The sequence below is a fragment of the Paenibacillus sp. J23TS9 genome (assembly GCF_018403225.1).
Taxonomy (GTDB): domain Bacteria; phylum Bacillota; class Bacilli; order Paenibacillales; family Paenibacillaceae; genus Paenibacillus_AQ.
Window position 1 is genome coordinate 1,093,865 of the sequence record NZ_BOSG01000001.1, and the last position, 18,642, is coordinate 1,112,506.

Sequence of the window (18,642 nt, forward strand, 5' to 3'; positions counted from 1 at the left end):
AAATTTGTCAATGTAGTACATACATAAACGATTGTCAGCCCCACTGAAACGATTATATTGAAAAATAATTGAAAAATTACAAATTTATTTTTCAAGAAACATTTTCTCGTTTATTTTGGCTAGAATGGGGTAATGGTTTAGGTGCACTATATTTATAAAGCAGGTGATCTTATTGGCTAAAATAAACAATCTAACCGGACTGCCGCCTACAGATGAAGATATATACTTATTCCATGAAGGGACCTCCTACCACAGTTACAGAATCTTGGGCGCTCATCCTGCTGTGGAAGAGGGTTTGGAAGGCGTCCGGTTTACCGTTTGGGCTCCGCATGCCCGGCAAGTCGGTCTGGCATCCGACTTTAACGGTTGGGACGGAGTTGAGGATTCATTACATAAGATACCCGATTCGGGCGTTTGGACTCGCTTTTTCCCCGGCATAACGACAGGTACTTTTTACAAATATGACATTGAAGGACCGAGCGGCGAACGCTTTTTAAAAGCAGACCCCTATGCCTTTGAAGCTGAGCTCCGTCCTGCTACCGCATCCGTTGTATCCGATTTAAACGGCTATGCTTGGCAAGATGCAGCCTGGAGGCGAAAGAAGAAGGGGCTTTACAGCAAGCCCGTCAATATTTATGAGGTTCATTTGGGAACCTGGAGGCAAAAGGAAGATGGAACGCTATACACCTACCGGGAGATCGCCGACTTACTGATTCCTTATATCAAACAAATGAAATATACACATGTAGAATTTATGCCGCTCGCTGAACATCCTTATGATCTGTCATGGGGATATCAGTGCACAGGATATTTTGCTGTCACCAGTCGTTTTGGATCACCTCAAGACTTTATGTATCTTGTAGATGCATGTCATCAGGCCGATATCGGGGTCATCATCGATTGGGTCCCTGCCCATTTTACGAAGGATGCCCATGGTCTGCGGATGTTTGACGAAACACCTTTGTTCGAATATGCAGATCCCCTGAAGGCCGAAAAACCAGGCTGGGGTACGCTAAGCTTTGATTACAGCAAGCCTGAGATTCATTCGTTTTTGATTTCCAATGCCTTGTTTTGGCTGGATCTATTTCATATTGATGGTCTCCGTGTCGATGCCGTTACCAGCATGCTGCGTCTCGATTTTGAGAAAAAAGAAGGACAATTTCATTTGAATGAGCATGGTGGTATTGAAAATTTGGAAGCTATATCATTTTTGCAGAAGCTCAATACAACAGTTTTTAATTACTACCCGTATACACTGATGATGGCTGAAGAATCAAGCGCATGGCCGGGTGTCACTTCCCCTGTGGATGAGAATGGGCTTGGCTTCAATTACAAATGGAATATGGGCTGGATGAACGATACGCTGGATTATGTGGAAGCATCATTTGAAGATAGGCCTTCCAAGCATCACTTGCTGACTTTTCCGATTGCATATGCTTATTCAGACAACTATGCACTGCCGCTCAGCCACGATGAGGTTGTCCACGGTAAAAAGTCCTTGCTGGGTAAAATGCCCGGAGATTACAGCCAGAAGTTTGCAGGACTCCGGATTTTGCTGGGATATCAAATGACGCATCCGGGTAAAAAGCTGCTGTTCATGGGTAGTGAATTCGGACAGTTTATCGAGTGGCGCGACCAATACGAGCTGGATTGGCTGCTTTTGGAATATGATGCACACCGGAAGATGCAGACCTATACGGCAGAACTGAATCAATTGTATCTTGAAGAAAAAGCCCTGTGGGAGCGGGATCATGAACTGGAGGGATACCAATGGATCAGTCCGCATGACTCCAAACAGAGCGTCATCTCTTATATTAGAAAAGGGAAGAAAGCCGGCGATACGTTGATTGTTTTAATCAACTTTCTGCCGGTGGAACGCAGGCAATACCGCATTGGGGTACCCCGCCCCGGCAAGTATGTACCTGTTTTCCAAAGCGAAGATGAAAGATATGGGGGACGAGGTGCTTCTATTTTGGAGCCGATTCTGACCGAGAAAATAACTTGGCATGAACAATTAAACAGTTTGGAAATCACTTTGCCCCCACTTAGTTTTATTGTCTTGAAGCGTGTAACGGTCAGCCGTCAATCGGAACCATCGGCAATCAAATTAGAACAAGGCAAAAAAAAGAACTCCAAGGTATCGGCACGCAAACAGAGTGCATCAAAACAATCTGAAGAAGCCATGGCATCCAATGAAGGAGGAAATGAAGTATGAAGGTATTATTTGCTGCCGCAGAATCGGTACCATTCATCAAGACAGGAGGGCTCGCCGACGTTATCGGCGCCCTGCCACAGGCTTTATACCGCAGTGGGGTTGATGTCCGTGTCGTGCTGCCCAAATATCGCGGAATTCCGGAGAAATATCGCAATCAAATGGAGCATTTGGGTGAAATTTATGTTCCGGTTGGCTGGCGCAGCCAATATTGCGGTATAGAAAAGCTGATGTATGATGGTATTACTTATTATTTTGTGGATAATGAATTCTACTTTGGCCGTGATGCTGTATACGGCTATGGGGATGACGGTGAACGCTTTGCCTTTTTTAACCGGGCGGTGCTGAAGCTGTTGAAAACTATAGACTTTCAGCCGGATGTCATCCATTGCCATGATTGGCATGCGGCGCTCATTCCAGTGCTGCTCAATGCACACTACCGTCATGATCTTTTTTATTATGAAATCCGGACTGTTTTCACGATACATAATTTACTGTATCAAGGCATTTTTCCGTTTAATGTCCTCGGTGAGCTTCTAGGTCTGGATCATCGGTTTTTCACTGCGGACGGCCTCGAATACTACGGAAATGTCAATTTCATGAAAGGCGGTATCGTGTATTCGGATCATGTCACGACCGTCAGTCCAACTTACGCAAACGAGATCCAGACGGCTCATTACGGATACGGACTGGAAGGGCTCCTGTATTCACTTGGTCCCAAGCTAAGTGGTATTGTGAACGGGATAGACACCAAAAGCTATAACCCGGCGACTGATCCTCATATTGCACTCAAATACCGGTCAAGCCTTTCCAAGAAAAGAGAAAATAAGAAGTTGTTGCAAGAAGAACTTAACCTTCCGGTATCAGCCGATATCCCGATGATTGCGATGGTGACACGGATGGTGGATTCCAAAGGGTTGGATTTGGTTGTACGAGTTTTGGATGAGCTGCTGACAAATGATGATATGCAGTTTGTGATTCTGGGTACGGGGGATGGACAATATGAGCATTGGTTCAGGGAAGCCGGACAGCGTCATCCGCAAAAGATGTCTGCCCAGATCACTTTTAGTGAGGCGCTCTCCAGGAAAATATACGCTTCAAGTGATTTATTCCTGATGCCGTCCAATTTTGAGCCCTGCGGGATCAGCCAGCTGCTTGCCCTGAGATATGGCAGTATTCCTGTGGTCAGGGAGACCGGCGGACTTAATGACACCGTTCATGCCTATAATGAATTTACGGGGCAAGGGAATGGCTTCACTTTCACGAACATCAATGCTCATGATATGATGCATACTGTTCGCCGTGCTGTTGCCTTTTATCATCAGCCAGAGCATTGGAATAAAATTGTGAAGAATGCAACTAGCGGGGATTATAGCTGGAACGTATCTGCCAAGGAGTACAGTGATATTTACGAGCAGGTTACAGGTAAAAATTAAAAATGTCTCTCGGTGAAAAAGGAGCATTCCAGGTCTTTTGAAAAGACCCTAGGAATGCTCCTTTTTATGTGTGCAGCTAGCCTATTTGGTAATATTCCGATATAAAATCCGATAACCGAATGGATCCAGAGTTACATTCATCATTCCATCCGCTGGTTTGACTTTCTCATTCGTTAGAGCATCGCGCCAATCCGAAGTGACCATTGGATGGGAGAGCGTTTGTTTTTGATTTGTATTGTTCATCCAGATGGTGAAGTGAATGGAGTCATCTGCACGTTCATAAATGATGCACGGGTTGCCCTGATCCGCTTTCAGGAACCGGAATCTGCCTTCACGCAGCGCTTTATGAGTCTTGCGCAGATTGATCATCATTTTATAGAAATCATAAAGCTCGCGATCCTGTTTATTCGGATCCCAAATCATACACTTGCGGCAATCCGGATCGCCATTACCTGTGATGCCGACTTCATCGCCATAGTAAATACAAGGCGTTCCCATATACGTAAAGAGGAATACGACGGACAATTTCAGCTTCCGCTTATCGCCGCCAACTCGCGTCAGAAGGCGTGGTGTATCGTGGCTGCACAGCATGTTAAATACAACTTCGTTAGTCTGCTGCGGATAACGCATGAGAAGCGAGCTCATACGATCTGAGAATGTGGCTCCGTCCATGCCGCCATTAAAGAATTCGAGCACCTTGTCAGCAAACGGGTAATTCATAACCGAATCAAATTGATCACCGACAAGCCAGGAAAGCGAGTCACTCCACACTTCACCCACGATATAAGCTTCCGGATTCACATTTTTGACGACTTTACGGAAGTCACGCCAGAAATGATGATCGACCTCATTGGCAACATCTAAACGCCATCCGTCGAGTTTTATCTCCTTAATCCAATACTCCGCCACATCAAGCAGATATTGCTTTACTTCGGGGTTTGCCGTATTGAATTTAGGCATATTTCCATAAAATCCGAAGGTATCATAGGTGGCAATACCGTTTTCCACACGGGCAGGAAAATGATTGATATGGAACCAATCGGCATATTTTGATTTTTCACCATTTTTGAGGACGTCCTGGAAAGGAGGGAAGAGCTCACTGCAGTGATTGAACACCGCATCCAGCATCACGCGGATTCCTTTTTCATGACAGACCTCCACCACCTCTTTCAACAACGCATTGTCACCAAATTGAGGATCGACCTGCTTATAGTCTACGATGTCGTATTTATGATTGGATGGCGATTTGAACAAAGGGGTAAAGTATATCGCATTGATTCCGAGATCCAGCAGATCGTCCAAATGGTCGAGAACGCCTTTTAAATCGCCACCGAAGAAATTATCGGTTTCAGGCTGACCACCCCATGGCTGCGTTCCTTTTGGATCATTCCCAGGATCTCCATTAGCGAACCGCTCGGGAAGTATTTGATAAAAAACAGCATCCTTGGCCCAATCCGGTACCTTAAACACATCGATTTCATGTATGTAGGGGAATTCATAGTAACCGCCTGTTGGGGCAGGACAATCATGGTAAATTCCGCTGTCCAGCATATAGATCGACTCGGTCCCGGCGGTTACACGGAACGCGTAGGTTAGTCGTTTGTATTTAGGGAGCACCGAGGCCTCCCAAAAATCAAACATCTCGTCGGATGCTGCTTTTTCCATTGTAATTTCAAAGTAGGTCGAGTCCCAGTCGTATTTATCACCGGTCATGGCGACAACGGTATCCACGTCGTTTTTTTTGGTGCGGACACGCAGGTGAATGGTACGTGGATCGTATGCATAGGCCCACTTGTCACGGGGCACATGATAAAGAGCTTCGAGCAGCATGACTACACCTCCAGTTTATTTCTAGCTATTTAATAACCGAGAATCCGGAATAATGAACCATAGCCGAATGCTTTTATATTGTATTTATTATGTGCAGATGATGGACACATCATTGCTCTAGCTGTTATGTTAAGCGCAATAAGGTCTTGTGGATTTATAAAAATACATAAATGAATGAAAATAAACGTTAAAAATCATTGAAATCTGGGTTATAACATGTAGGCAGAATAATTGTACGTTCTAAAACAAGGTATTAAATGGAAAAAAACAATGTATATCCCGAGTTGCATTCATTGTTTTATTAATGAGGAGCAATACTCGATATATATATTTATAACTGAAACTTTTCAAGCAACAATCCTTCCAAAAGCCCGTACCAACAGTACTTTCGATTATTAACCAACGGATTATAATAATGCTCGAGTAATGTTCCGATTTACAAATTATTGAAAATGAATGTATTTGTATGAAAATTACATTGCATAATCATGCAGACTGTTGTACTATAAAACATGTTTTCCATTGGCTGATGACGATCAGTCAACATGCTCATACTATGGCTAATACAACTTACGAAGAATGTGAACAGGAGAGATAGATCATGAAAAAATGGGGTATTTTAACGGCATGTTTGTTGCTGACAGGAAGCTTGCTTGCAGGCTGTGGAGATAAAAATTCAGATCAGGCGTCCGTTTCAGATAATGGGGGAAGCAAGACAGAAGCGAAAACAATTGTACTCGGGACAAGCGCCGATTTTCCTCCTTATGAATTTCATAAAATGGTCGGTGGCAAAGACCAGATTGTAGGTTTCGATATTGAGATCGCCAAGCAGATCGCAGCCGATATGGGAGCGAATCTGGAAGTTAAGGACATGGATTTTAAAGCTTTGCTCAGCGAATTATCGAGTGGACGTGTGGACTTTGTCATCTCGGGTATGACACCGGATGAGAATCGCAAGAAGGAAGTGGATTTCTCCAATAACTATTACAAAGCCGAGCAGGCTGTTGTGATAAGAGATAAGGATAAGGATAAATATTCTACGATGAAATCGCTCGAGGGCGTATCGTTTGGGATTCAAACAGGTTCCATTCAAGAGGATATTGCGAAGACAATTCCCAATGCGAAAATTACCGGTCTCAGTAAAATTAACGACATCATCATGCAGCTTAATTCTGGACGAGTTGATGCATCGATCATGGAAAAACCGGTTGCCGAAGCCTTTTTGAAAAATGTTAAAGGTCTCGCCATCGCTGATGCGGTCCCTGATTATAAGGAAGACGGCTACGCAATTGGTGTTAAAAAAGGCAACACGGAGCTGGTTGATCATATCAACAAAACGTTGGACCGCTTGAAATCAGAGAAAAAAATAGAACAATTTGTATCTGAAGCCAGTGATCTTGCTGCTCAAAAATAAGTAATGTTGCGATTACAGAAAAAATAGCGGATGAGCGTTCGCTATTTTTTTGATTGCAACACTAGAAGGAGGATGTAACTATTTCATGAATATATTTGAAACGTTCTGGGAATACCGGTCTTACTTTGGCCATGGCATCCAGTATACATTGCTGCTTGCAGCGATCGGGGTCGTTTGCGGGTTTATCCTTGGCTTGCTTGTTTCCATGCTGCGGATGTCCCGATTCTGGCTGCCGCGGTTTCTGGGTACGGTATGGGTAGAATTCCTTAGAGGTACCCCTATGCTGGTGCAGCTCTTTATCATCCATTACGGTCTCGTATCGTTCGGGATCAAATTAACAGCTATTGAATCCGGCGCCATTACTCTCTCGATTAACAGCTCCGCTTATCTGGCTGAAACATTCCGTGCCGGCATTCAGGGTGTGGACAGGGGACAGGCTGAGGCAGCGCGTTCTTTGGGAATGAGCAAAGGAATGACGATGAGATATATTGTTCTTCCGCAGGCGGTGAAAAGCGTGTTGCCGGCTATCGGGAATGAATTTATTACGATTATAAAAGAATCTTCGATCGTATCTTTTATCGGCGTCACTGATCTGATGTACCAGGCACAGGCCGTTACCACCATTACCTATGAATCACTCAAGCCGCTTCTGATTATCGCAGCTATTTATTTCGTGATGACCTTTACATTGTCCAAGCTGCTTGGTTTGTTCGAAAGGAGGTTAAGTACGGATGATCACCGTTAAGGATCTGCACAAGTCGTTTGGAAAGCTTAATATCCTAAAAGGCGTGAATATTGAGATCGCCAAAGGGGAAGTTGTTGTTGTCATCGGTCCCAGCGGATCGGGAAAAAGTACATTCCTGAGATGCCTCAACATGCTTGAAACTCCGACAAGCGGAGAGATTGCGTTTGAAGGTGATTCCATTACGGATAAAAAGCATAATATCAACCTGACACGCGAAAAAATGGGGATGGTATTTCAGCAATTCAATTTGTTTCCGCATAAGACGGTTCTTCAAAATATTATGCTTGCCCCTGTAAAGGTGAAGAAAATGCCGCAGCCGGAAGCTGAGAAAATCGCTCTCGATCTCCTGCAGACGGTCGGACTTGCGGATAAGAAGGATGCGTACCCGTCGCAGCTGTCCGGGGGACAGAAACAGCGTATCGCCATTGCCCGCGCGCTGGCCATGCAGCCGCATGTCATGCTGTTTGACGAGCCTACATCTGCGCTCGACCCTGAGATGGTGGGTGAGGTGCTGGAGGTCATGAAGAAGCTCGCAGAAGGCGGCATGACTATGGTGATCGTAACCCATGAGATGGGTTTTGCCAGAGAGGTCGGTGACCGTATTGTATTCATGGATGACGGTCAGATCATGGAAGAAGGTACTCCATCTGAGGTATTTGGTAATCCGAAAAATAGCCGTACCAAAGATTTTCTTAGCAAAGTACTCTGATGACTTATGACTCGAATGCTTCATATAAAAAGCTCCGCTGCAGGATTACATCTGAGCGGAGCTTTTTTTAATGGAAAGATATAGAAAGAAATATAATGAAGATTTCAATTTAAGTTTACATAATATTGATGATGTTAACTAAATGAAAAAAATGTAATCATTTATTTTGATGAGATCTTGTTTTTTCTAGAGGTTTTAATAACAATCTTCGGCTGATAGAGGAAGTTAGACCTTGAATAGTTGCAGTATGGTAACATTTTCAAGCGCACAGGTTACAAAATTGTGATATATTGAGTAAGCCAAAACTTTGGAATGCAAAGTGCGGGGGAAAATTTTTACCGTGAAAGACTATTGTCACTCGGGGTGAATCGTTATTGTAACGTAGGGTTGTCTCCTCAATCCGAACCCGACAGCTAACCTCGCAGGCATCGATGATTTTAAGGAGGAACTATGAAGAAGAGATTTAAGAAAGTTAAAATTTTTGCAGCAGCATTGGGCATTACCTTGACTGTACAAGCCGTACCTATTCACGCGGACTCTGTACATGTAACCAAAGAAGGCGACACTTACTACACGCTATCGAAACAATTAGGCGTGAATATGAATCAGCTGATGAATGCAAATCCTAACGTACAAGCGACGAACATCTATGAAGGCATTAAGCTGAATATTCCGGGTGACAACACAATGAAGGCATATGCGGATGCGGATTCTGCATCAACGATCACAACCGCGTCTCTGAATGTGAATTCGGATCAAAAAGTCGTAGAAGCATGGGGAAAAACCTTTACTTATAATAAAACGCTTAACGTGAAAGCAACGGCATATTCTGCAGCTGCAAGCGAGAATGGAAAATGGGGTGCGGTTGATTACTTCGGTAATCCGCTTGAACTCGGTACAATCGCAGTAGACCCATCCATTATCCCGCTTGGCACAAAGGTGCTTGTCACAGGACATAACTTCGAAGGTCTTCCTAAAAAAGCTTTTGTAGCTACGGCCAGAGATACTGGCAGTGCCATTAAAGGGAACCGTATTGATATCTTTGTTCCGGGCAGCCCGCAATCCGTCAGCGAATTTGGTTTCCAGGACGTTCAACTATACTTCATTAAATAGTAGTATCGTTTTTTACTGACATAATGATATATACCCTATTTCGCTTTTACGCAAACAAGCAGCTCTTACCATTTGCAAAAATGGAGAGCTGCTTGTTTTTTATTTGTCCTTTTGAACTTTTAGCAGTTTGGGTAAAGTCACAAAAGTATATCCTTTTTTCTTTAGTTCGCGGATGATTTCCGGTAAGGCTCCGATCGTTCCGGATAAGTCCGAAGAGCTGCCCCCTCCGGCATGCTGAAGAATGATGGAGCCCTGCCCGGCTGTGGTCATTACGTTTCTTTTCACAGCCTCTTTGCTGATGCCTTTCCAGTCCAAGGAATCGACATTCCAGTTGACGATTTTATATCCCTCGCGTTTGGCCCAGCGCAGCTGGTTCTCCGTAATATCACCATAGGGAGGACGGATCAATTTAGGTTTATAGCCGGTAATGCCATACAGGATTTTCTCTGTCCGGATGATTTGATCCATATATTCGGCCATCGTCAGCTTATGGAACTGTGGATGGTTATAGGAATGATTCCCGATGACATGTCCTTCCCGTACAATTCTGGCTACCAGGTCAGGATGCTTTCTGGCCCGGCTGCCTACAACGAAGAACGTGGCCTTTACTCCATTCTGGGACAATATCTTTAGAATTTGCGGAGTAAAACGGGGATCAGGAACATCATCAAAGGTCAATGCGATCTGTTTGATATGGGGACCGTGAATTTTGAAAGTATCAGGGTATTTCTTGATAAGCTGCCCCAGGGTTAAAATCTGTTTTTCCTGACGTGTTTCCTTTCGTTCATGACTGCTTGTTTCTTGTATTGAATTGGAAGAGGCCGGATCTTCCAGCTGGGCCGCATTAAGAGCGGCTTCAGGCCAAAGCAGGCTGATAAGAAGCATAGCAGCGCAGGCTTTAACGAGTCGGGTATTTATCATCGGTTGCGGCTCCTTTCCCCGGTATTGCTGTCAGCAATTGTGATTGTCTATACTGTTATGTCCCGAATTGGAAAGAATTATGATGGTTTTTCAAAATAGCCCACATTTCCATAATTACTCCGAAAACGTGTATAATAAATGTGTTTCATATGAACCGTTTCAACATACGGACTTCAAATATAAGCTTACTGAAAGGAGACAAAAAGCATGGCGGATTTATTCACACCCTATGTATTAAAGGGATTATCTTTGAAGAACCGAATTGTAATGCCTCCTATGTGCCAATACTCGGTGCAAGCGCAGGATGGAATCCCGAACAACTGGCATTTTGTGCATTATGTTTCCCGGGCGGTGGGCGGCACAGGGCTGATCATTGTGGAAATGACGGCTATTCATCCGGATGGACGTATTACGAATCAGGATACAGGGATCTGGAGCGATGAGCACATCCCCGCATACCGCAAAATTGTGGACGAGATACATACCCATGGAACACGAATTGGCATTCAGTTAGGACATGCCGGACGCAAGGCGGAGGATGCTAATCCGCCGGTAGCTCCGTCAGCCATTCGGTTCGATGAAAAATATAAAACACCTCGCGCTCTTACTACCGAAGAGGTAGAAGAAATGGTGCGGGCATACAAAGAAGCGGCAAGAAGGGCAGTTGAAGCCGGGTTTGATACGATAGAAATTCATGGAGCGCACGGATACCTGATCCACCAATTCCATTCACCAATTACCAACCGTCGCGATGATGTTTACGGTCAGGATTTGCCACTCTTTGGCGTAGAAGTAACAAGGGCGGTCAGGGAGGTTGTGCCTGAGGATATGCCGGTCATTATGCGGGTTTCGGCCAAAGAATATGTGGACGGCGGTTATGACGTAGATTATATTACAGAAGTCTGCCGGCGTTACCAGGAGGCAGGCGTGGATGTGTTTCATGTCTCTTCCGGCGGTGAAGGGCATATTGGCGCCAACGGAGGACCGAAAGCTGGGGCGGGTTATCAAGTGGAGCTGGCAGAGCATATCAAAGACAAGCTGGATGTACCTGTTATCGCAGTAGGACGTCTAGATGACTTTGAAGTCGCGCAAAACGTGGTGCTGGATGGTAAAGCGGATTTGGTGGCTGTAGGCAGGGGAATGTTGAAAGATCCTTACTGGGCGCTGCATGCATCTCAAGCGCTTCAAGGTGATGGAAAAATACCGAAGCAGTATTTACGGGGCTTTTAACATAGGAGTGATAACGGCATGGGCAGATAATCTGTCTATGCCCTTTTTCCATTCTCATCGTTGTACGGAATGCTTATTATCCTATAAAATGGTATTTAAAATATGGAACTGTTTTTGATGAATGATTACAATGTAGAGGGGCGGCAGCATGGAACCAAGCACAAAATGGGATATACGGATCGAGGAGGTCCCCGTCGGAAGAGACATTCTGCTCGTTATAACCGGCGGATCAGCTCATATTGGTGCTGTAGCTACCGCATATTATTGTAATGATGCCATGGAGGCTACGGTGCAAACGGTAGAGCTGCCAGGACATCGAGAGCATGATTTGGCAGAGGAAATGGCGGAGAAAGCAGCAGAGGCGCTTGGCGTCACCGTTACCGTGGCGGCTGGAATCCATTATGATGGTATCAAACGGGAGCAGATTTCAGAGATTGTAGCAGAGGCAAATTCGGTGTTTGACAGGTATCTTGCTGTTAAGACTCAAAAAGAAAACGAAAAATTTTTTTGTGAATTTTGAAACGACTTCAAAGCTGCTGCGTAAATGAATATCATAAGAACAACATTAAACCTTTCTAGGAGGAAATAACAAAATGGCTATTTTTAAAAGATTACGTGACCTGACAATGTCTAACATTAACGCAATTATCGACAAAGCGGAAGACCCGGTAAAAATGACAGACCAATATATCCGTGACATGACGGAAGATCTTGAAGATGCGGAGAAAGCAGTAGCAGCTCAAATAGCTATTGAGAAGAAATTCAAGCAGCTGTATGAGGAACAAGCAGCTCTGGTCGAAAAACGTACCCAACAGGCACATACGGCAGCACAAGCACAAAATGTTGATTTAGCCCGCCGTGCGCTTGAGGAAAAGAATGCTGCTGAACAAAAAATGGCCGAATACAAAGCAAGTTATGACCAAAACAAAGCAGCAGCAGATAATCTTCGCAGCAAGCTTGATGAGATGCGCAAACAGCTGACCGAAATGAAAAATAAACGTGAAACATTGGTTGCCCGTTATAATGCAGCCAAGGCGCAAACTGAAATTAATAAAGCTATGCAAGGCTTCAGCCCGGACAGTGCTTCAAACGGCATGAAGCGTATGGAAGAAAAAATGATGCAAATGGAGGCGCAAGCCGAAGCAAGTAATGAAATGTCCTCCAAAGGCAAATCCCTTGATGATGAATTTGAAAAGCTCGGTACGGACAAAGCGGTTGACGACGAGCTGGCTGCGCTGATGAAACAGTACGAGAATAAGTAATAGTTACGGGCCAATAGTACGCAAGTTTAAAGCAGCGAAGGGGATTACATGCCAATGTCCTCCTTCGCTGTTCCTGCTGTATAAGATAAAAACCTGAGCTGGTGGAGGCACGTTTCATGGATTTTAATACGATTATGGGGATTCTGGTGTGGACAGGATCTGGAGCGCTGCTCCTTTTTATACTGATGTTTGTCGATTCCCTGTTCACAAGATACAAGGACTTTGAGGAAGTCAAAGCAGGAAACATGGCAGTAACGACACGACTTGTACTGAAACTGCTGGCTCAGGGGTACATCCTTTCAGCTTCAATCAGTACATCCAACAATCTGCTCGATGCTGTAATGGTGTCCATCATTTCCTTCCTGATCCTGCTTGTACTGGAGGCAATCGTCCGTGTTTTGTTGCGCATATGGGCAAAGCTGGAGCTTGATGTGGGAACGCAGCAAGGGAAAGTCGGTTACGGGTTGTTTGCGGGTTCGCTTCATATGGTTGGCGCGTTAATTATTACCGCATGCCTATAAAGTAAAGGATCATCACAGAATAAGTTTATGAACATAAGGAGTTATAACATATGAGCGTATTTAAACGAATTGGTAATCTGTTTGCCAAGCCCGAACCGCCAAAGGCGGAAAAAAGCATGCTGGCTCTCATGCCCGGGGATATTTGCGAAGTATCGCTAGTTACCTACGAGGTTACAGGCCGTGTACACAACCGTGGCCGCAACGCCGTAGTTCTGACGCTGCAGGACGGAAGCGCTATCGCTTATTTGCATATCGAGGAACGTGAAACGGTTCAATATGCTCTATATACGCCATTGGATGGTCGTCTCGATAATCCGAGCGAAGTGCCGACAGAGCTGGATTTGGATAATAGAACCTTTTTCCTGGAAGAGGAGTATGAAGGACATGTGCTGGTGAATGGTAAAACACCTTTCACCCAAGGCGGGGAGCAGCATGTGTGGCAATATCAATCCGATGATTACCGTTTGGTGCGCATTGAATGGCAGAACGGACGCTTTATGCTGTATGAAGGAGAGAAAGTACTGTCGGGAGATGTAAAAGTCATCCGGGCCAATTAGGAGTGATCTTATGAAAGGACGGCAGGGACGGTCGCTGCTAAGCTTGAAAATCGCACTTGTCATCAGCCTTGTCATGTCACTGCTGAGCGGATGCGGGATCGGTTCACCGAATGTGAAGGAAACCTATCCTTTGGAATCGGTAAATCGCGACGGCAGTGCGACCTCGTACGTATACCGGGCTGCGGATAAGACCGTCCCGGAAGTGGCAAAAGAACTAACCGATGAGAAAAAGCCGGATCAAGTTTCTAAAGAAGACACGGAACGAATGTTTCTCGTTTATGGCAATGAATATTATCATCTGCAAAAGGATCCAAAAAAAGAAAGCGATACACTCATTGAAGTCGATTCCCAGCAGTATGTCCAAAAAAATTATGATTCAAGCTTTCTGAAAGGATATCTCACAGCGGTCGTAATTGGCCATCTTTTTGACTCGCTTGGCGGAGGGGGTGGCGGGTACAGGGGCTATTCCAGCCGGGACATTTACCAACCCAAGCAGGGGACATACCATGCTCCTACCACCAATGACAAGAAAATTGCTCCTCCTCTGACGGTAGAAAAGAAAGGTTCAATCTTCCGCCGTGGTACCAATAATGGAGATACAAGCGTTGGTTCAGGCGGCAGCATTTTTGACCGGAATACAGATTCATCCAAGTCCAGTAAAGGAAGCATTTCCCGAGGGAAGACCGGATCTGGCGGCTTGTTTGACTCACCGAAAAAATCCTATACCAAACCGAAAACGAGAGTCGGTTCCGGTAAAATTACGCGAAGGTCACGAAGATAACACAATAAGCAGCGCACGAAGCATGGATTCGTGCGTTTTTTTGTGTCATGATATAAGTATGTGTTCATCTTATGCTGGATTGAAATAAAGGATGGTGTTTACTACATGAAACTAAACAAGGAAGATAACGATAAATTTCACCGCAAGCCTTTACAGGTTCAGCAGGCGCAAGATCTGCTCTCCGCGTATGGAAAACCCGGATCAACCGAGCAAATCCCTATACAGGAAAGTCACGGTCGCTACTTGGCCGAGGAAGTAAAAGCACCCCATCCATTCCCACGGTTTCGCCGCTCGGGGATGGATGGCTATGCCGTCCGTTCAGAGGATACAATGGGATGCAGTTCAGACCAGATGGTCTGGCTGGACGTGATTGATGAAATCCCATGCGGCTCTGTTTCAGAGCACGAGATTACCGCTGGAACTGCTGCGCGCATCATGACAGGTGCCCAGGTTCCGGAAGGTGCGGATGCTGTCGTCATGCTGGAAATGACGGAGCTGCGCGAGTATGAGGGACACACTCAGCTGGGACTCAAGCGGAAGATCGAGGAAGGCAAGAATGTTACTCCCATCGGGTTTGAAGTACAGCAGCAGGAGGTTTTGCTCCGTCCGGGCCGCCGGATTCAGGCGGGTGAAATATCTGTGCTGGCCTCCTTCGGCGTGCATCAGGTCACTGTGTACCAAAAACCGCGCATCGCTATATTTTCAACCGGCTCTGAGTTGTTGACCGTGGATGAGCCGCTGCAGCCTGGCAAAATTCGCAATAGTAATACGTATATGCTGGCCTCTCAAGTGCGCGAAGCTGGCGGTGAGCCGTTCATCCTGGAGGCTGTGATGGATGATCTGCTGCTGGCCAAAGCAAAGGTGGAAAAAGCCATGCAGGAATATGATGCTGTGGTGACAAGCGGCGGTGTATCCGTAGGCGACTATGATATCATGGGCGATTTCGTTCGGAGTGACAGCGTGGATATGCTCTATAACAAAATTGCAATGAGACCCGGAAGCGTTACTACCGCGGCTGTCAAAGACGGCAAGCTGCTTTTCGCTCTTTCGGGCAATCCGGGTGCATGTTTTGTCGGCTTTGAATTATTTGTACGTCCGTTCATTCAGCGGGTGATTGGCTGTGATAAGCCTTATTTGACGGAATGGACAGCAATTCTTGAACAGGATTACACTAAGGTGAATGCTTTTACCCGTTTTGTAAGAGGCAGGGTTGAGGCAAGAGATGGTATGCTCTATGCCATTCCGGCCAAGGTCGATGAATCAAGCGTTATGGTGACGATTAAGGACAGTGACTGTCTGATCGTTATTCCACCGGCCAAAAGTATTACACCCGCAGGAGAGAAAGTGAAAATTTTGCTGTTGAAAGGAAATACATTGTGAGTTCTGTGAAAAGGGCTCATGCTGATCAGGATGCAGTAGACAAGCCGTTTGTATGCCAAGTTGTTGGATACAAAAACAGTGGAAAAACAACGCTGGTTTGCTCCCTTGTCGAGAGATTAAAGGAAATGGGCTTTCGGGTAGCTGTGATCAAGCATGACGCTCATGATTTTGAGATGGATCATCCCGGTACGGATTCTTACCGTCATCGTGCAGCCGGCGCTTCGGCTATTGCTCTGGTATCCCCGCGTAAAACGGCCGTGATTCGGGAAGAGGAAATTTATCTGGACGAGCTCGTTAAGGGTTTCTCCTCCTACGATATCATTCTGGTTGAGGGCTTTAAGCAGGAGAACTATCCCAAGCTGGTTATGGTGCGGAGAGCGGAGGACAGGGAGCTGATTAAAAAGCTAAGCTCCGTAAAAGGCGTGGTAACCTGGCTGTCCAAAGAGGAGACTCTCGCTGAAACAACAGAGCTTCCTATTGTTTTTGGCAAAGATGATGTTGTACAGATTACGGAGTGGCTCCAGAAGCGAATATAAGCAAGTAAAAACCGGTTTCCTTGGGGAGACCGGTTTTTCATAAAAAGATCATATTTCATAATGGAATTAGGATTAATCCGTACGCCGCTCAATGGCTTCGGACATGGTTTTATCCGTAAGATGCGCATATACTTCCGTTGTTTCTGTAGAAGCGTGGCCGAGCTGCTCTTTTGTTTTGTATATATCATTTTGCAAATAATAATCGGTTGCAAACGAATGGCGGAGCTTATGGACCGTCAGAAAAGGCTTACCAAAGCGCTTTGCATATTTGATAATCATGGCCTGCATCGCTCGTTTGGTCATACGGCTGCCTTCAGTTTGCCCGTTGGCCAGCGCAAGAAAAAGCGCTTTTTCTCTTTTGGGTGCTTTATAGCGGGCTTGGCGCAGGTTCAAGTAGGCGTTCAAATCATCCTTGGCCTGTTCCCGGAAGTACACTGGTGTTTTAAAGGTTTCATCGTTATTGCCTTTACGGTAGACATACAGTAATTTGTTATTCATATCGATATCGTCAACATTCAAATTGACTACCTCGGATACACGGAGACCAGAGTTCAATATCAGGCTTGTGATACTGGCATCGCGCTCCTTGTTCTGTTCATGCGAGTACAAAGCCTGCTTATTCTTCTCGACATCTTTGGCATAGCCTTCAAGGATGTATCCAATAAACTCAAGCAGTTCTTCCTCTTCCAGAATTTTTCCTTTAAGCTTGGCAGCGGTATCCTTTGGTTTATGGATTCGCTTGATTTCGATTTTTGCCATGATATTGCGCTTCAGAAGCGGGTAAAAATCTTCATCTTCTGCAATCTGGCTTAAATAATGAAATAAGGATCTTAATGAAGACAGCTTGCGGGACACAGTGATCCGGGAATTTGTGCCCTCCCGTTTTGTTGTAAGAAAAATCCGGTAACTGACCACGTCCTCCATCCGGAGTACCTCGAGCTCCTGCAAAGTAACCTCTTTGTTAGCTTCAGCTTTGGATAGTCCTTCACCTCGGAGCCAGTTAAAGAAGGTCTCATAGTCTCTTACATATTCAAGTAAAGTGGAGGGAGACAGGTCAGGCAGTTTGTAGTCGATAAATTGCTGGACAAACCACGGCATGCCCAGTACCTTGTCATCTAGTTTGATCCGGTCGAGTTCTTTTTGTACATTCATGCGGGCATCACCTCATTTTTTTGATTAGATCTATAAAGTATATTTTACCATATTGGCTAGCCAGGTGCTTTGAAACCATCTTTATAGGGGGTTCGGGGTATAACCTTGCTCCATAAGGTTCAAAGTTATATAGTTAATATGAGACGATGTACATAATTGAGGTGGGCTCATGGATTTCAGAATGGATCTGGTTCCGGCACGGAGAAAACAGGTGATCAGCGGTTTGATGCAGCTGTATTTGTATGATTTCACCCTGTTTCAGAATCTGGATGTGAATCAGGATGGTATATTTCCCGACTATCCGGGTCTGGATGAATATTGGAAAAGAGGATCGGGGAAATACCCTTTTCTGATGACAAGTGGCAATATTCCCGCGGGATTTGCTCTGGTGGACCGCCTGGTAGACCCGGAGGAAGGCGATTTTTATATGACTGAATTTTTTGTTATGCAAAAATACCGCCGATCCGGTATGGGAAGCTGGGCAGCACGCGAGCTGTTTGACCGGTTCCAGGGACGCTGGAAAGTGACCCAGGTCAAGACGAATGCTCCAGCGCAGGCTTTTTGGAGAAAAGTCATCGGTACATATACGGATCAACAGTTTGAAGAAAAGGTAAGTCCAATTCACGGACATATCAGTCAGTATTTTACGTCACAAAAGATGAACAGCATAAATTAACTGGTTTTGAACTTGCGTATAAAAGGAGATATTTGTTGATATAGCGGAGGCCGGATGTAATGTGGCACTAAGGCGGCAATGATTCAAATGACCAAAGTGCTGGCTTTGGAATGAGGAAATACAGGTTATCGGTTATCTCCCCAAAGCGGGGTAATATAGAATTTAGC

General features: G+C 45.2%; 18 protein-coding genes and 1 riboswitch. Of the genes, 15 read left to right on the plus strand and 3 right to left on the minus strand.

The genetic code is table 11. The features are described from left to right. Window positions 1–172 precede the first annotated feature (172 nt). Both glgB and glgA read left to right on the plus strand, forming a co-directional pair. Window positions 173–2,215: a 1,4-alpha-glucan branching protein GlgB gene (glgB, locus tag KJS65_RS05345; RefSeq protein WP_374706136.1), complete on the plus strand. Its 2,043-nt coding sequence runs from the start codon at window positions 173–175 to the stop codon at window positions 2,213–2,215. Continuing rightward, window positions 2,212–3,648, plus strand: a complete 1,437-nt coding sequence (glgA, locus tag KJS65_RS05350; protein WP_213648894.1) for a glycogen synthase GlgA — start codon at window positions 2,212–2,214, stop codon at window positions 3,646–3,648. The genes glgB and glgA overlap by 4 nt, the downstream gene beginning before the upstream one ends. 81 nt (window positions 3,649–3,729) lie before the next feature. Here glgA and KJS65_RS05355 read toward each other — a convergent pair whose 3' ends face one another. Then, a complete protein-coding gene (locus KJS65_RS05355; RefSeq protein ID WP_213648895.1) occupies window positions 3,730–5,478 on the minus strand; it encodes an alpha-glycosidase in 1,749 nt (582 codons plus the stop codon). 601 nt (window positions 5,479–6,079) lie between these two features. Between KJS65_RS05355 and KJS65_RS05360 the strand changes: the two genes are divergently transcribed. The 4 genes from KJS65_RS05360 (at window position 6,080) to KJS65_RS05375 (ending at window position 9,459) form a co-directional block, all read left to right on the plus strand. After that, on the plus strand, window positions 6,080–6,892 hold the full coding sequence (locus KJS65_RS05360; protein WP_213648896.1) for a transporter substrate-binding domain-containing protein: 813 nt from the start codon (window positions 6,080–6,082) through the stop codon (window positions 6,890–6,892). Between the two features lie 85 nt (window positions 6,893–6,977). Continuing rightward, window positions 6,978–7,637 carry an amino acid ABC transporter permease gene (locus tag KJS65_RS05365; protein ID WP_213648897.1) on the plus strand — a complete coding sequence of 220 codons (660 nt, stop codon included), beginning with the start codon at window positions 6,978–6,980 and terminating at the stop codon, window positions 7,635–7,637. Further along, on the plus strand, window positions 7,624–8,346 hold the full coding sequence (locus KJS65_RS05370) for an amino acid ABC transporter ATP-binding protein (protein ID WP_213648898.1): 723 nt from the start codon (window positions 7,624–7,626) through the stop codon (window positions 8,344–8,346). Before KJS65_RS05365 ends, KJS65_RS05370 begins: the two co-directional genes overlap by 14 nt. Window positions 8,347–8,633: 287 nt before the next feature. After that, window positions 8,634–8,789, plus strand: a riboswitch (cyclic di-AMP (ydaO/yuaA leader). Between the two features lie 7 nt (window positions 8,790–8,796). After that, window positions 8,797–9,459: a 3D domain-containing protein gene (locus tag KJS65_RS05375; protein WP_213648899.1), complete on the plus strand. Its 663-nt coding sequence runs from the start codon at window positions 8,797–8,799 to the stop codon at window positions 9,457–9,459. 99 nt (window positions 9,460–9,558) lie between these two features. On the opposite strand, the gene KJS65_RS05380 is transcribed toward KJS65_RS05375, so the two are convergent. Beyond that, entirely contained in the window at window positions 9,559–10,377 is an 819-nt protein-coding gene (locus KJS65_RS05380; RefSeq protein WP_374706169.1) for a polysaccharide deacetylase family protein, read from the minus strand. A gap of 210 nt (window positions 10,378–10,587) precedes the next feature. Between KJS65_RS05380 and KJS65_RS05385 the strand changes: the two genes are divergently transcribed. The 8 genes from KJS65_RS05385 to mobB all read left to right on the plus strand — a co-directional run bounded on the left by KJS65_RS05385 (window position 10,588) and on the right by mobB (window position 16,647). Beyond that, window positions 10,588–11,610, plus strand: a complete 1,023-nt coding sequence (locus KJS65_RS05385; RefSeq protein ID WP_213648900.1) for an NADH:flavin oxidoreductase/NADH oxidase — start codon at window positions 10,588–10,590, stop codon at window positions 11,608–11,610. Window positions 11,611–11,758: 148 nt separating this feature from the next. Next, complete coding sequence (lpdD, locus tag KJS65_RS05390) at window positions 11,759–12,130, plus strand: prenylated flavin chaperone LpdD (RefSeq protein ID WP_213648901.1); 372 nt, start codon at window positions 11,759–11,761, stop codon at window positions 12,128–12,130. 73 nt (window positions 12,131–12,203) lie between these two features. Beyond that, window positions 12,204–12,872: a PspA/IM30 family protein gene (locus KJS65_RS05395; protein WP_213648902.1), complete on the plus strand. Its 669-nt coding sequence runs from the start codon at window positions 12,204–12,206 to the stop codon at window positions 12,870–12,872. Window positions 12,873–12,988: 116 nt separating this feature from the next. Next, the gene (locus KJS65_RS05400; RefSeq protein WP_213648903.1) at window positions 12,989–13,393 is read left to right on the plus strand and encodes a DUF350 domain-containing protein; all 405 of its coding nucleotides are present in this window, start codon (window positions 12,989–12,991) and stop codon (window positions 13,391–13,393) included. Between the two features lie 50 nt (window positions 13,394–13,443). Next, window positions 13,444–13,950 (plus strand): DUF4178 domain-containing protein, encoded by a 507-nt coding sequence (locus tag KJS65_RS05405; RefSeq protein ID WP_213648904.1) that lies wholly within the window; start codon window positions 13,444–13,446, stop codon window positions 13,948–13,950. A 10-nt stretch (window positions 13,951–13,960) separates the two neighbouring features. Then, window positions 13,961–14,731, plus strand: coding sequence for a DUF4247 domain-containing protein (locus tag KJS65_RS05410; RefSeq protein ID WP_213648905.1), 771 nt, complete (start codon window positions 13,961–13,963; stop codon window positions 14,729–14,731). 105 nt (window positions 14,732–14,836) lie between these two features. After that, window positions 14,837–16,111, plus strand: a complete 1,275-nt coding sequence (locus KJS65_RS05415) for a molybdopterin molybdotransferase MoeA (protein WP_213648906.1) — start codon at window positions 14,837–14,839, stop codon at window positions 16,109–16,111. Further along, a complete protein-coding gene (mobB, locus tag KJS65_RS05420; protein ID WP_213648907.1) occupies window positions 16,108–16,647 on the plus strand; it encodes a molybdopterin-guanine dinucleotide biosynthesis protein B in 540 nt (179 codons plus the stop codon). Before KJS65_RS05415 ends, mobB begins: the two co-directional genes overlap by 4 nt. A 72-nt stretch (window positions 16,648–16,719) precedes the next feature. On the opposite strand, the gene xerS is transcribed toward mobB, so the two are convergent. Then, window positions 16,720–17,799, minus strand: coding sequence for a tyrosine recombinase XerS (xerS, locus tag KJS65_RS05425; RefSeq protein ID WP_213648908.1), 1,080 nt, complete (start codon window positions 17,797–17,799; stop codon window positions 16,720–16,722). Between the two features lie 169 nt (window positions 17,800–17,968). Here xerS and KJS65_RS05430 point away from each other — a divergent pair, with 169 nt between their 5' ends. Then, entirely contained in the window at window positions 17,969–18,475 is a 507-nt protein-coding gene (locus KJS65_RS05430; RefSeq protein ID WP_213648909.1) for a GNAT family N-acetyltransferase, read from the plus strand. Window positions 18,476–18,642: the final 167 nt, after the last annotated feature.